The 12,689-nt window shown below is 55.0% G+C and carries 14 protein-coding genes; 8 read left to right on the top strand and 6 right to left on the bottom strand.

What is annotated here, in order from left to right; genetic code table 11:
- Window positions 1–54: 54 nt before the first annotated feature.
- A complete protein-coding gene (locus tag Q0835_RS13110; RefSeq protein ID WP_298961835.1) occupies window positions 55–987 on the bottom strand; it encodes a formyltransferase family protein in 933 nt (310 codons plus the stop codon).
- 166 nt (window positions 988–1,153) lie between these two features.
- Between Q0835_RS13110 and Q0835_RS13105 the strand changes: the two genes are divergently transcribed.
- From Q0835_RS13105 to Q0835_RS13095, 3 genes are all read left to right on the top strand, one after another.
- A complete protein-coding gene (locus Q0835_RS13105; RefSeq protein ID WP_298961833.1) occupies window positions 1,154–1,915 on the top strand; it encodes an AzlC family ABC transporter permease in 762 nt (253 codons plus the stop codon).
- An 11-nt stretch (window positions 1,916–1,926) separates the two neighbouring features.
- Complete coding sequence (locus Q0835_RS13100; protein ID WP_298961830.1) at window positions 1,927–2,286, top strand: AzlD domain-containing protein; 360 nt, start codon at window positions 1,927–1,929, stop codon at window positions 2,284–2,286.
- Window positions 2,287–2,383: 97 nt separating this feature from the next.
- A complete protein-coding gene (locus tag Q0835_RS13095; protein WP_298961827.1) occupies window positions 2,384–3,034 on the top strand; it encodes a glutathione S-transferase family protein in 651 nt (216 codons plus the stop codon).
- Between the two features lie 29 nt (window positions 3,035–3,063).
- Here the strand turns inward: Q0835_RS13095 and Q0835_RS13090 are convergent, their stop codons facing one another.
- The 4 genes from Q0835_RS13090 to Q0835_RS13075 all read right to left on the bottom strand — a co-directional run bounded on the left by Q0835_RS13090 (window position 3,064) and on the right by Q0835_RS13075 (window position 7,832).
- Window positions 3,064–3,498: a hypothetical protein gene (locus Q0835_RS13090; protein ID WP_298961824.1), complete on the bottom strand. Its 435-nt coding sequence runs from the start codon at window positions 3,496–3,498 to the stop codon at window positions 3,064–3,066.
- Between the two features lie 98 nt (window positions 3,499–3,596).
- Complete coding sequence (locus tag Q0835_RS13085) at window positions 3,597–4,025, bottom strand: HIT family protein (protein ID WP_298961821.1); 429 nt, start codon at window positions 4,023–4,025, stop codon at window positions 3,597–3,599.
- Between the two features lie 175 nt (window positions 4,026–4,200).
- Complete coding sequence (locus tag Q0835_RS13080; protein ID WP_298961818.1) at window positions 4,201–7,614, bottom strand: acyl-[ACP]--phospholipid O-acyltransferase; 3,414 nt, start codon at window positions 7,612–7,614, stop codon at window positions 4,201–4,203.
- 53 nt (window positions 7,615–7,667) lie between these two features.
- On the bottom strand, window positions 7,668–7,832 hold the full coding sequence (locus Q0835_RS13075; protein WP_298961815.1) for a hypothetical protein: 165 nt from the start codon (window positions 7,830–7,832) through the stop codon (window positions 7,668–7,670).
- Window positions 7,833–7,939: 107 nt separating this feature from the next.
- Here Q0835_RS13075 and Q0835_RS13070 point away from each other — a divergent pair, with 107 nt between their 5' ends.
- A complete protein-coding gene (locus Q0835_RS13070) occupies window positions 7,940–8,530 on the top strand; it encodes a TetR/AcrR family transcriptional regulator (protein WP_298961813.1) in 591 nt (196 codons plus the stop codon).
- A gap of 20 nt (window positions 8,531–8,550) precedes the next feature.
- Here the strand turns inward: Q0835_RS13070 and Q0835_RS13065 are convergent, their stop codons facing one another.
- Window positions 8,551–10,032, bottom strand: a complete 1,482-nt coding sequence (locus Q0835_RS13065) for a protein adenylyltransferase SelO (protein WP_298961811.1) — start codon at window positions 10,030–10,032, stop codon at window positions 8,551–8,553.
- Between the two features lie 223 nt (window positions 10,033–10,255).
- Here Q0835_RS13065 and Q0835_RS13060 point away from each other — a divergent pair, with 223 nt between their 5' ends.
- The 4 genes from Q0835_RS13060 to Q0835_RS13045 all read left to right on the top strand — a co-directional run bounded on the left by Q0835_RS13060 (window position 10,256) and on the right by Q0835_RS13045 (window position 12,687).
- Window positions 10,256–10,798, top strand: coding sequence for a tetratricopeptide repeat protein (locus Q0835_RS13060; RefSeq protein WP_298961809.1), 543 nt, complete (start codon window positions 10,256–10,258; stop codon window positions 10,796–10,798).
- 134 nt (window positions 10,799–10,932) lie between these two features.
- The gene (locus Q0835_RS13055) at window positions 10,933–11,376 is read left to right on the top strand and encodes a DUF4399 domain-containing protein (protein WP_298961806.1); all 444 of its coding nucleotides are present in this window, start codon (window positions 10,933–10,935) and stop codon (window positions 11,374–11,376) included.
- A 52-nt stretch (window positions 11,377–11,428) separates the two neighbouring features.
- Window positions 11,429–11,947, top strand: coding sequence for a sigma-70 family RNA polymerase sigma factor (locus tag Q0835_RS13050; protein ID WP_298961804.1), 519 nt, complete (start codon window positions 11,429–11,431; stop codon window positions 11,945–11,947).
- Window positions 11,944–12,687 carry a hypothetical protein gene (locus Q0835_RS13045; protein WP_298961801.1) on the top strand — a complete coding sequence of 248 codons (744 nt, stop codon included), beginning with the start codon at window positions 11,944–11,946 and terminating at the stop codon, window positions 12,685–12,687. The genes Q0835_RS13050 and Q0835_RS13045 overlap by 4 nt, the downstream gene beginning before the upstream one ends.
- Window positions 12,688–12,689: the final 2 nt, after the last annotated feature.

Raw genomic sequence — 12,689 nt, 5'->3', positions numbered from 1 at the left:
TTTGGCCATAGGCCATCGAACTCAAGATGCACGGCGTGTTGGATGCTGCGCTGGTCAGACTTCGGCAAACAAAGTCGGATCTGGGAACACAACATCCGGAAAGTCAGCGATCGGCTTCATCATGCGCGCCTTGATTTCCGGCGTGAAGAGCTGCTCAAAATTGATTGATCTCATAGGCTTTGTCTGCCCGTGCGCATGCCATTCGATGAGGCATTTGACTGTGTGATAAACCAGGTGGTCGAGCCCGTCCGTGAGTTTGCTGTAAAAATCTATAGGATTGTCCGGAAACTCTCCGTCGCTTCGACGAATGTTGATTGGAGGAGAGGTGCCAATAATGTGCCCGGCATCGATTTCCTCGTTCATCAAATGGACCGTCCAACGCGTCGTGTGTGCATTTCGTTGTTTTACATCTTCATGTGGCGCTGGACCGGCACCGTGTCCGCTGGCGAGGTCAGACGGGTGAAAGTTGTAGACACCGAGGTTCGGTATGCGCAGGAAAGGTTTGTCGATCAACTGGCCGAAGCCGCAGCACAGAACCGCATCGGGCTTCAGGTCTCGCAGTGTTTCACGAAACCAGTCTTGTTTTATGTCGCCGGTATAAACAGGTATACCTGCTGTCAGGGCGGTTCTGATCGTAGCTCTCTCAAGCTCGCGTTGCAGGTCTTGAGGATATAGGTGCCAAATGCGCTTGCGTGCACTGATTCTGGCATCCTGATTTAGTGGGTCATCCGTCAAAAGGCATGAAATGTGCAGCTGTGCTGGATAATGGCGCGCGTAGGTCAGCAGTGTCTTGAGCGTCAGAAAACCGACTGGCAAGCTTGCGATTACGGCGATGCGCAGAGTGTCGTTAAACGGATGCGGCCTTGGATCAACGCTGGGTTCAATCAACTCTCCCCATCTGATTGATGCGTCGTTGTAAACGTGGTCGGCGAGACGCAACCCTTTTAGCCACCGATTTAACCAGAAGTCTTTTGAGAGGTCTGACATCAAGCTCAGTCCAGTCGAGGTAATTTGCCAATTGTTGAACCAGAGAAATTGCTTGTCAGGAACATGTCAATATCGAACAGAGCCGGTTGTGGCGGCGCGTTGACATTTCGCGGGAAGAGGATCAGAAAATAAGGTCTCCTTACGAATTTCGTTTTGGTCTACGTTCATGTCCTCGCCAAACGGCGCTTCTGAAAAACAGTCTGAGCAAAGTGAAGCCATATCCTCGAGGAAATGGTTTGCCCGTGGTGCGCGTGCAGCAATCTCCATACCTGCGTTCATATTGACGGCAGCATTTGTCGGATATGCCGGACTGGCCCGCGAGACGGGCCTCACATTGCTGGAAACCCTTGCAATGACTGGTTTTATCTGGGCGTTGCCATCTGTGGTGGTTTTGACCGGCGCCCTGTCTTCCGGCATGGGTATTGTCCCGGCAGGCATTGCCGTGGCGCTTGCTTCCGTTCGGCTGATGCCGATGACAATGGCGCTGATGCCGATCATCAAAGTCCAAGGTAAAACCAAGAACTGGCAGCTTCTGATCGCATCACACTTCGTTGCGGTCACGGCCTGGGTCTATGCCATGAAACACCTGCCGGAACTCCCAAGAGAGGCGAGACTGCCTTTCTTCGTTGGCTTCGGCAGCTCGATTTCCACCTTTGTCTTTGTGTTGACGGGCATTGCCTATTTGCTTGTCGAGCGGCTTCCGGACGTTGTGGCCGGGGCCCTGTTTTTATTGACGCCAGTCTACTTTCTGTGCTCGCTCTGGGGCGCTGCAAGATTGAACGCAGACAAGGCGGCCATGGTGGCCGGTCTGGTGCTCGGTCCGGTTTTTTTCATATCCCTGCCAGGGCTTGATCTTCTTTGGACCGGATTGATGGGTGGCACGTTGGCGTATCTGGCCACACGTATCTGGCGACGGGGACTGTCGTGATGGACGGTCTCATGAGCAGCGGAGCTTATGCGGATACCTGGTGGTGGCCTTTTCTCATGATCCTGGTCGCCGGTTGGCTTGCAACGGACGTGTGGCGCTGGCTCGGTGTTTTCGCCGGCGGACGATTGCGTGAAGATGGTGAGCTTCTGATTTGGGTGAGGTGTGTCGCGACGGCGCTCGTTGCCGGGCTCATCTCCAAACTGATCCTTTTTCCGCAAGGTATTCTCGCTGAGACTCCGATGTGGCTGCGCCTCGCGGCAACAGTGTTCGGCTTTACCGCCTTTCTCATTTCCCGTCAGCGCGTGGTCGTGGGAGTTCTGGTGGCAGAGGCCTTTCTGCTCGTGGGGTGGACAGCACTCGATCTTTTCTAGCCACCGGTTTCGCACACTTTTTTGCTGTAGCTGCTCATGGAGCTTGATACCATAGGTTGGGCACACTCCGTGTTTCAGCAAGAAGGAGAACACCGGAATGGCCGACCAAGTGGAACTCTTCTATGCACCACAAACCCGGGCGACCGGGGTGCGTGTACTCCTTGAGGAACTGGGCGCACCTTACAAGCTGAATGTTCTGAACTTCAAACTTGGTGAGAACCGCCAGCCCAGTTATCTGGCAGTGAATCCATCCGGCAAAGTCCCTGCTTTGCGCAGTGGTGACGCAGTGATCACAGAACAGGTTGCGATCTACATCTATGCGGCCGATCTGTTTCCGGAGAAGGGATTAACTCCGGCGCTGGATGATCGGCGCCGTGGTCCTTACTTAAGATGGTTCGTTCACATGGCCTCCTGTTTTGAGCCCGCCCTGGTGGACCGCGCACTCAAACGGGAAGAGCCGCCACAGGTCATGTCACCCTATGGCAGTTTCGATACGGTGATGGAGAACATGAGGGCGCAGCTCGCGAAAGGCCCATATGTGCTTGGCGAACGCATGACAGCGGTCGATGTGCTTTGGGCTGTGGGACTGCGCTGGGGAATGATGTTCGGTATTGTTCCTGAATTTGATGAATTCAAAGACTTCACGCAACGCTATTTCGAGCGTCCCGCACCCGTCAAGGTGCTTCAGGAGGATCAGAACCTCGCTAAAGAACAGGAAGATGCAGCGGTCCAGGCGGGCTTGGACTGATCGATGCCTGATTGGCAGAAACGAATTCGCTAATACATTTCCGGGTTGATTTCCAATGGTTCGACTTTTCTGATCCACTCTTTCCTGATGTGAGGTATCAACGTCTGGATGGAACCTGGTGATTGATCGTCTAGTTGCCCGTTCACACAAAGCCAGGAGCCGTCATCCTCGATCCGTCCCGTCTCTATGGATTGAAATAGAAGTTCGCACCAATGGCCATAGGAAGAACGCAGGAGCTGGTTCTCCGGGACAACCAGCTCCAACGTCACGTATTCAAATTCGTTGAACTCGTGCTCTGAGAGGAGGCTTGCCGCCAGCAACTCAAGATCGTCCTCCCGGGATTCAAAGGTCCAGACTGGTGGTGTCCGGCCGTCGCACAAGCCATGTTCTTTCATGTGCTTGGCTGCATACTCGTAGGCTAGCCTGTATTGGGGCGGCGTTTGAATTCCGGTCCAGGAGGGCACATAAGTACCATCCCTGTTGAGAAGAGGCAGAACTTCAGTGCGCTGAAAGGTGAAAAGGCGGGCAAAGCCCGTTGGAACCCCGTTGGCTGAATGGGCAATCAGGAGAGCGCTGCCCTGATTTTCTCCGCCTGAGCAGCAAGAACGTCATTGTCCGCCATATCGCCGGTGTGGGGTCGTAAGGAGACGCCTTCGAAACGGGGAATTACATGGACATGTGTGTGAAAGACTACTTGACCGCCTGCAGGTTCGGAAAATTGCTGGATTGTTGTTCCATCCGCAGCAAATGCCTTGATCACAATGCGCGCCATTTTCTGAACCGTTGCCATGACAGCGTTCAGGTCTTCTTCTGCGATGTCAAAAATGTTGCGTGACGGGTTCTTCGGGATCACCAGAATATGGCCGTCACCACGGGGCATGATGTCCATGATCACCAGCGTCTTATCGTCCTCATAGACCTTGTGACTTGGCAATTCACCTCGAAGGATCTTTGCAAAGACGTTTTGATCGTCATACGCGGGTGTGGACATGGCAATCTCATTCCTCAAATCGACAACAGCGCTCCGAACCTGGAGCAGACAGTTGCGAGACTAGTCGTTTGAACCGGATCGGAGCAAGGGCGAAATGATTTGAGTTTCCAGGAAGTAAGCGCGAACTTCCGGTAGGTCGGCAAGCATCCCGCCGTTTGACGGGATGCTGTATCGATCAGGCGGCCTTGGATGCGTTTGAACCGTCTGCAACGAGCTTTGAAACACCGGCAAAATCCAGTTTGCCTGACCCCAGAACCGGAACTCTCGACACCACACGAACTTCCGCCGGTATCATCAGATCCTGAGCTCCGTTTGACTTGGCAACTTCGATAAAAGCGGACCTTGTTGCGTCGGGGTTTTCGGTCACCAATATCAGCTTCTCTCCTTTGCGGGGATCCTTGATTGCTGCAACAGCCGACAGATGATCCGGCCAGATCTTTCCAGCCAGCGCTTCAACGGCGGCGAGAGAGACCATTTCACCGCCAATCTTGGCAAAGCGTTTTGCGCGTCCTTTGATGGTAATGAAACCGTCCTGATCGATGTCGACGATGTCTCCGGTGTCGTGCCATCCATCGACGAGCGGTTCGATCACGCCGGGGTTGTCAGATCTCAGATATCCAACCATCACGTTTGGGCCCGATACGAGCAGGCGCCCACCACTTTCAACACCTGGTACTGGCTCAAGCCTTGCAGTCATGCCCGGCATCAGCTTGCCAACCGTGCCCGGTTTGTTGAACATGGGCGTGTTGATCGCAATGACAGGTGCGGTTTCCGTAACACCATAGCCCTCCAGAACGCGCAAGCCGAAGCGCTCAAGATAGGTCTCGCGTGTCGATGGCTTGACTGGCTCCGCACCTGCAAAGCAATAGCGCAGCGAACGGAAGTCATAGGCGTGGGCAGTCCGGGCATAACCGTTCAGGAAGGTATCGGTCCCAAAGAGGATCGTTGCGTTTGAGCCGTAGATAAGCTCCGGAATGATGCGGTAGTGCAGGGGAGACGGGTAAAGATATGCCGGTACTCCCGAGATCAACGGCAGAATTGTGCCGGCGGTCAGGCCGAATGAGTGAAACATCGGCAAGACATTGAAAACCTTGTCGGACGGGGTGAAATCAATCCTGGCGGCAGCCTGTGTCGCATTGGCCAGAATGTTTCTGTGCGTCAGCACCACGCCCTTCGGTTCTCCTTCCGAACCGGATGTGAACAGAATAACGGCTGTATCGTTGGCGTGCCGTGTGACCACAGGACGGGTCTTCGTGACGAGACCTCTGACTTTGTCGAGGAGCGTGATCTCTTTCCTGACTTCGTCAAGCCAGATGAAGCGGACATGAGGAGAGAGCTGCTCAACGAGGTTTTCCAATCTCGCCTGAGTAACAAAAGTGCGCGAACAAAGAATGGTTTTGACGTTTGCTGTCCGGCACGCCGACAAAACGTTGCTCGGTCCAGCGGTGAAATTGATCATTGCCGGGACCTTGCCGGCCGATTGAGCAGCAAGAAAGGTCACGGCCGAACCGTTGGCGTTTGGCAACATGATCCCGACTGTGGTCTCGCCTCGTGTCAGCTTTGCAATCTTTCGCGCCAGAACGGAAACGCCCGTCAGGAGTTTGCCGTAGCTGAGCTTGCCGCTCAGCGGATCCTCGACGGCAAGTTGAGAATATCCGCGCTCTCTGGCGGTTTCGATGACCCGGTCAAGGATCGTGCTGTCTTGCGACAGACTGGTTTCGAACATTAGACCTGACATCACCTGATAGAGTTCAGCACCTGCCGCTGCACGGCGTTTGCGGCCCTTCAGGTCTTCGGACAGTTCAAGGCGTTTCGGTTCCATGATCGTCACCTTCACTTTCGGAAACAGTCGTTTGCGGATCTGGTCGGGTTTCAGATAGGAGAAAGGAGTTTTCTCAAGGCCTTCTATGCGGATGGGCACAATCATCGCCCCCGTCTTGTCGGCTACCATTGCGGCTCCGTCGTAAACCTTCATCAGGGAGCCGGTGACCGTCAGGCGGCCTTCCGGAAAGATCACAAGTGGCTCGCCTGACTGAACGGTTCTGATCAGCGCTCGTGTCGCCATCGGTTTTGACGGGTTGATCGGCAATGCGTTGGCTAGCCGCAAGAAGGGTCGCACCCACCAGCGCTTGGCGATGTCGTAGTCGATAGCGAATGTTGGGGTCTTGTCGCTCAGGGTCAATGCAAGGCCGGCGTCGAGAAGGCTGACGTGATTGAGGGCAAGAACGGGAGCCGGCCCTGCTTTTTCAAGGTTCTCGAGGCCGGAAATCTCCACACGAAATACTGAACGATAGAGTATCGAAACCGCATCCCGCATCGGGTTGGTCGGCAGGAACATCAGCATAGCAATCGCGGCGAACAAGTTGAGCGCAGACAGGGAAAGGAGGATCGTCGGTACAGAAGCGCCAAAATACTGCGCACCGGCAAGCGTCAGGCCGCCAAGCGTCATGATCGCCGCGCCCAGCGCATTGGTACCTGCAATTCTGCGTGCCCGGCAGTCCGGATCAGACCAGGTCTGCAGTGCGGTGAAAGTTGGAACCGCAAGGAATGCTCCAGAGATGGCAAGGCCTGCCATATCAATGGACAGGCGCAAGACGCCTTCGCGGGCAATGAATTCGCCCAGTGTTGCGGCCGGCAGCGAATGAGACACTCCGTTCAAGGTAAGTGCCGTATCCAGGCAAAAAACAGCCAACAGGAGTGTGCCGACCGGAACCGGCAGCAGGACGACGCGTCCGGCAAGCAGCCAGGCGGCGATGGCTGAGCCAATTCCGATGGAAACTGCAAATACGGCCAGAAAATAGGTGACCGCAACTTCACCGCCACCAAGCAAAGATTTTACCATCAGCGGCAGGATGGCCAGGATCAAGGCACCGATCAGCCAGAACCAGGCATTCATAAGTGCGACGCGGATAAGACGCTTGTCAGCGACAAGGTCTGCAAGGACACGCCAGGTAGACGTGGCAACGTTCCAGTCGATCTTGAGATCGGGTGCCGCTGCCGGTGTTGATGGTATCAGGCGGCTCAAACCATAACAGGCTACGGCCAATGCGATCATGACCGGTGCGAACAACATGACGGGCGCACCCGTTGCGAAGACAAGACCGGCCGATATGGTTCCGCCGAGAATGGCCAGAAAGGTTCCAGCTTCTATCCAGGCGTTTGCTCGTGGCAGCTCGGTTGCTGGAAGGTGATCCGGCAAAAGCCCGTACTTGACGGGGCTGAAGAGGGCGGACATTGCCCCGAAAACGAAGAGAGCTGAAAACAGGATCGGAAGAGAGCTCAGGGCCATCCCAGTGACGGCAAGTCCTGCGCCGCCAATTTCCACCAGCTTGGTGATGCGGGCGATCCTGGACTTGTCATATCGGTCGGCCAGTTCACCGCCAATTGCTGAGAACGCCAGAAACGGAGCGATGAAGACTGCGCCGGCCAAGGCAATCAGGGCACCCGAGTTGCCTGCGGACGAACCGGCGACATTGAACAGGATCAGAAACACGAGTGCGTTTTTTAGGAAGTTGTCGTTGAACGCTGCAACGAACTGGGTCCAAAAGAGCGGCGCAAACCGCCGGGAAGTCATCAATGGCTTTTGCATTATCTTCTCCTGCGGGGCGGCTGTTTGCGGCACCCCACTTGAACGAATTTTGGTTAGGATTGCTCGGGCTGATTGATGTTGATCAGCAGTTTTTCGGATTTTGCGTGTTCCAGCCGGATGCGCAATTTTGCGGCTTCTTCGCGGTTGTTCAGGGTCAGAGCGACCTGAGCACATGCCGTGAAGAGTGCTCTCATTTGCAATATTGGTTCCTCAAACATGCTGCCTCCATAAAAGTGAACAGTGTTCATTATTTGACAAAGCCACAGAGACTCAGTTAAGTCAAGAAGAAAATGAACTAAGTTCACTTTTGCGGAGAAAACTCATAGTGGCCGGATTGCAAAAAGCAAAGAGCGAAGAAACGCATCGCCGCGTTTTGGAAGCTGCCATCAGCGCCGTCGAGGCTGGCGGTCTGGATGCTGTGAACATAAGGAAGATCGCCGCGGAAGCAGGCTATTCGGTTGGCTCGGTCTACAAACACTATGCCGATCAGGACGAACTCCTGCTCGCGGTCAATTCCGTTACGCTCGGACGCATTCGAGAGAGGATGTCGGAAGCGCTCGAGGGTTCGGTTGATCCGATGTTTCAAATGAAGGTTCTGGCGCAGACCTACCTCGATTTTGCGCGTGAGAACCGAAATCTATGGACGACGCTTTTTGCGCACCGGCTGCCGGAGGGCAAAGCGGTTCCGGAAGAGCATATTCTTGAAAACATCGCACTGTTGGAATTCATAGCTGTCCCGCTCAAGGCACTTAATCCGGAGCTTGAAGGCGATGTTCTTGCGGCAAGAACCCGTACCTGCTTCGCTGCAGTTCACGGGCTCGTCACCATCGGTCTGGAAGCTCGATTTGTCGGCCTCAGTGGAGAAGAGATGGACCGCGAGATGATGTTTCTGGTTGAGCGCGTTTCTGGGATGTAATTGCTTCAGCGCTCATAAGACTACGTACCGCAAAATGTCTGGTAAGGACCAAAGTCCTCAGGTGCAGGCAACGCATTGGCTTCAAATCCCGGACGCTCCTCAAATGGTCTTGAGAGAAGGTCAAGCAACTGCTCAACCTGGTCATAGTTGCCGCCTTCGGCTGCCGAGAGAGCCGCTTCGACCATGTGGTTGCGAGCAATATAGATAGGATTGACCGCATTCATCCGGTCCTTGAGGCCGGCAGTTTGCGCGTCCTCCAACTGCAATCGCCTCAGCCATCTGTTGTGCCATGTGACAAACGCGCCGGTGTTTTCAAAAAGTGCCGCCGCTGGATCTGCCTTCCCCTCGGCGGTCTCGGCGAGCCGGCGGAAGAACACAGTGTAGTCGACGGATTGGTCTTTCATCAGGCTTAGCAGTTCTTCAATCAGGTCCTGATCGTCTTCCGCGTCCTTGACCAACCCAAGCTTTGACCGCATGCCTGAAAGCCATAATTTTCCGTAGATGTCCGGAAAGCGAGCGAGTTCGTCGGCTGCAAGCGTGACGGCCTTGTCGAGGTCATCGGGCTCAATCAGCGCCAGAATCGCCTCTGCCAGCCGGGCAAGGTTCCACTGGGCAATGACTGGTTGCCTTCCAAAGGCGTAGCGGCCGCCGTGGTCAATGGAACTGAACACCGCAGCGGGATCATAGGCATCGATAAAAGCGCATGGGCCGTAGTCGATGGTCTCACCGGAAATGGTGGTGTTGTCTGTATTCATGACCCCATGCACGAATCCGACCAGAACCCAGTGCGCGATCAGGCTGGCTTGCCGTTCTACGACACGCCGGAAAAGCTTCAGGTACTTGTCCTCTGCACCCCTCAGATCCGGATCGTGTCGGGATATTGCATAGTCTGCGAGCTGACGAACCTTTTCGGTTTCGCCTCTTGCGGCAAAATACTGAAACGTGCCTACGCGCAAATGGCTGGCGGCAACGCGTGTTAAAACAGCGCCGGGTTTGGGACCATCGCGGAATATTGTTTCGCCTGTGGTTACGGCTGCAAGAGCGCGCGTCGTTGGAATGGCGAGTGCGTGCATTGCTTCGCCCATGATGTATTCTCTCAATACCGGGCCGATGACCGCCTTGCCGTCCCCCCCGCGCGAGAAGGGTGTCGGGCCGGAGCCTTTCAACTGCATGTCCCGTCTTATGCCTTCTCGGTCGACCAGTTCGCCCAGAAGCAGTGCGCGGCCGTCACCAAGTTGAGGAGAAAAGCCCCCAAACTGATGGCCTGCATAAACCTGAGCCAACGGGCTTGCGCCTTCGGGACTGTCGGCTCCCGCAAATATCGCGGCACCCGTAGGGCCCTTGAGCTCGTTGGGGCTGAGGCCGAGTTCGGTTGCCAGACGGTCATTGAACAAAACCAGCTTGGGTGAGGGGACCTGGGCTCCTTTCCAGGCTACGTAAAACCCTTCAAGTTCGCGGGCATAAGAGTTGTCAAAGTGGAAAAGCGGTGGTTTTGCAGTCATGATTGCCTGTTGATCAAGAAACGGCGGAAACTCTGAAACAAGCATATAGGCAAGGTGAGAGCGATTCCGAGAGCAGAGATCGAATGATCTGAGCCATTCAGCAAAATGACGCAAGGAACACAAGTCGGCCTGTGCTTTTTGCCAGGAGATGCCTAGGGAAACAAGGCTGGCGTTGTTGCCGGGTTCTTGCAAGGCGTTACATCGATAAAACCTGGAGTATGAAATGAAGAAGCTTGCTGCCATCGCAATTGCCTTGACCACGATTGCAAATCCTGCATTTGCGGTCTTGCCTGAAGACGAAGAGAAGCCTCCGAAACCGACGCCGACTTCAACAAAATGTCCTGACGGGACTGCCTGGGACGAAGGGTCTGAAAGCTGCGCCGAGATGAAAGCAAGTCTCTTCAGCGACCTCGATCGGTTCAGGGCAGCGCGTGAATTGGCTTACGCGGGCAGACTTGAGAGCGCTCAAAGAGCACTGGATGCAATGACCGATCAGTCCGACGCAAGGGTGCTGACATATCGGGGATTTATCGCCCGCAAGACCGGAGACTGGAACAGCGCCAAGTCATACTATGCTGCTGCACTTGTTGCGGACCCGAACAATCTGCTTGCGCGCTCCTACTATGGAATGGGACTTGCGAAACGCGGCGACATTGAAGGCGCGCGTCAGCAACTGAAAGAGATAAGAGCCAGAGGCGGGCGGGAAACCTGGCCCGAAAGGGCTTTGCTCCTGTCGCTTCACTCGGGCGGCCTGAGCGCTTACTGATTGCACCGGACTGTCCAATTCAGGTTGCTCAGATGCATGATATCGCAAAGCCCTCAAACTTTTTTCTGAAGCACAATGAATAATTTCGATCGTCGTGTATCTACGTGATGTAAATTTTCAAAGGGAGAAGCGCCATGAAGACTGTTTTTGCATCCGCTGCCATTGCCTTGAGCCTGGCTTGCACCCAAGCCCTTGCAGGAGAGACCCCGTCCAGTCCGGACGCGAAGGTTTATTTTGTAAACATTGAAGACGGCGCCACGATAAAGGGTCCTGTCAAAGTTGTGTTCGGATTGTCGGGCATGGGTATTGCGCCGGCCGGCATCGAAAAAGACAACACCGGTCACCATCATCTGCTGATCAACAGAGCACCGATTGGTCAGGGTGAAGATGGCGAAGACGAGTTCGTCTACAACATTCCAGCCGATGAGAACCATATTCACTATGGCGGTGGTCAGACTGAAACGGTGCTGGAGCTCGCGCCGGGCGAACATACATTGCAACTCGTGCTTGGCGACCTCAATCACATTCCGCACAATCCTCCGGTCTATTCTGATGTCATCAAGATTACCGTAGAGTAGGGATCACCGACCTGCCGGCGGTCTCCAAACCGCCGGCGTGTTGGGAGAGCGGATGAAGCCAAAAGAAGTCAGGGACTTGTTGCCAAATGCACTGCCATCAATCTGGCGGTTTGGATTGAGTCTGACCGGTGACGTCGACATGACGAACGACCTTGCGCAGTCGACCTGTTTGCGTGCGGTGGAAAAGGCAGATCAGTTTCGATTTTCCGGAAGTTTCGAAGGCTGGTGTTTGCAAATCTGTCGTTCGATCTGGCTGAATGAATTGCGCAGTCGAGCGACACGGCAAGACAAGGTCTTTGCGACGATCGACGCGGATCTCATTCCTGATATTGCTCCGGGCGTTGAACACAATCTTTTCGCCAAGGAAATCATCGAGCGGGTGATGGCGCTGCCGGACGCTCAGCGCAGTGCGGTGGAATTGGTCTTTGTACAGGAATTCACCTATTCGGAAGCCGCGACGATCCTGGATGTTCCTATCGGCACGATCATGAGCCGTTTGCACGCCGCGCGCAAAGCCCTGAAAAAGTTCACGCAAACGCCGAGTTTTGATCAAAGGAAGGAGAAGCGATGACCTATTCAGATCAGGATTTGCTGGCCTTTCTGGATGGCCGGCTAGATGAAAAACGTTCTGCCGAGATCGAGCAAACCATGCGCATCGATCAGGATCTGGAGGCGCGTGTGATGGATCTGGACCCTGTCGCCACGCCGGTTCGAAATGCCATGAAGGCTGTTCCTGGCGATCATGTTCTACTGGACTTGAAGCGATCTGCTCCCTTTACGCTCCAGGAGAAGGCAAGCTCGTTGCAATGGTCCAGGTTGGCAGCTGTGCTCTTATTGGGCGTGCTTCTGGGAAGTGGCGTGATGTGGTTCGGCCGGCCGGCCCCTGAAGACTGGAGAAGCCGCATTGCGCAATACCAGTCACTTTATGTCGCCGAAACGGTGCGGCTCACCACCGCGTCCGCTGAAACGCTCGAACGACAACTCGATGCGGCTGTCGATACGCTCGGCCGCCCGTTGGAGCGGCAAGGCCTTGATGCGCCTGCTTCGCTCAGTCTGGCACGCGTTCAGGTGCTTGGCCTTGACGACGAACCCTTGATCCAGATTGTCTATCAGGCCGACGATGGACGACCGTTTGCGCTTTGCATTACGACGGGCACCGGGGCCGGCAGTCCGGATGTTGCCTCGTCTGAAATGCTTCATGGTCTGGCGACAACCGCCTGGCACGACGGATCCTTTCGCTACATCCTTGTGGGCGGGAAAGACTTGACCGAAACGGAACAGCTTGCGCTGCAGCTAAAGGCCTTTCTTTGATC

The organism is uncultured Roseibium sp. (assembly GCF_947499295.1).
Classification (GTDB): domain Bacteria; phylum Pseudomonadota; class Alphaproteobacteria; order Rhizobiales; family Stappiaceae; genus Roseibium.
The sequence above is the reverse complement of the archived record's forward strand: the minus strand, read 5'-3'. Positions and strand labels throughout refer to the sequence as shown.

What these genes read in the sequence shown, in the direction of transcription:
- Q0835_RS13110 (WP_298961835.1), bottom strand. Translation starts at nt 987, where the DNA reads ATGTCAGACCTCTCAAAAGACTTCTGGTTAAATCGGTGGCTAAAAGGG.
- Q0835_RS13105 (WP_298961833.1), top strand. Translation starts at nt 1,154, where the DNA reads ATGTCCTCGCCAAACGGCGCTTCTGAAAAACAGTCTGAGCAAAGTGAA.
- Q0835_RS13100 (WP_298961830.1), top strand. Translation starts at nt 1,927, where the DNA reads ATGAGCAGCGGAGCTTATGCGGATACCTGGTGGTGGCCTTTTCTCATG.
- Q0835_RS13095 (WP_298961827.1), top strand. Translation starts at nt 2,384, where the DNA reads ATGGCCGACCAAGTGGAACTCTTCTATGCACCACAAACCCGGGCGACC.
- Q0835_RS13085 (WP_298961821.1), bottom strand. Translation starts at nt 4,025, where the DNA reads ATGTCCACACCCGCGTATGACGATCAAAACGTCTTTGCAAAGATCCTT.
- Q0835_RS13080 (WP_298961818.1), bottom strand. Translation starts at nt 7,614, where the DNA reads ATGCAAAAGCCATTGATGACTTCCCGGCGGTTTGCGCCGCTCTTTTGG.
- Q0835_RS13075 (WP_298961815.1), bottom strand. Translation starts at nt 7,832, where the DNA reads ATGTTTGAGGAACCAATATTGCAAATGAGAGCACTCTTCACGGCATGT.
- Q0835_RS13065 (WP_298961811.1), bottom strand. Translation starts at nt 10,032, where the DNA reads ATGACTGCAAAACCACCGCTTTTCCACTTTGACAACTCTTATGCCCGC.
- Q0835_RS13060 (WP_298961809.1), top strand. Translation starts at nt 10,256, where the DNA reads ATGAAGAAGCTTGCTGCCATCGCAATTGCCTTGACCACGATTGCAAAT.
- Q0835_RS13055 (WP_298961806.1), top strand. Translation starts at nt 10,933, where the DNA reads ATGAAGACTGTTTTTGCATCCGCTGCCATTGCCTTGAGCCTGGCTTGC.
- Q0835_RS13050 (WP_298961804.1), top strand. Translation starts at nt 11,429, where the DNA reads ATGAAGCCAAAAGAAGTCAGGGACTTGTTGCCAAATGCACTGCCATCA.
- Q0835_RS13045 (WP_298961801.1), top strand. Translation starts at nt 11,944, where the DNA reads ATGACCTATTCAGATCAGGATTTGCTGGCCTTTCTGGATGGCCGGCTA.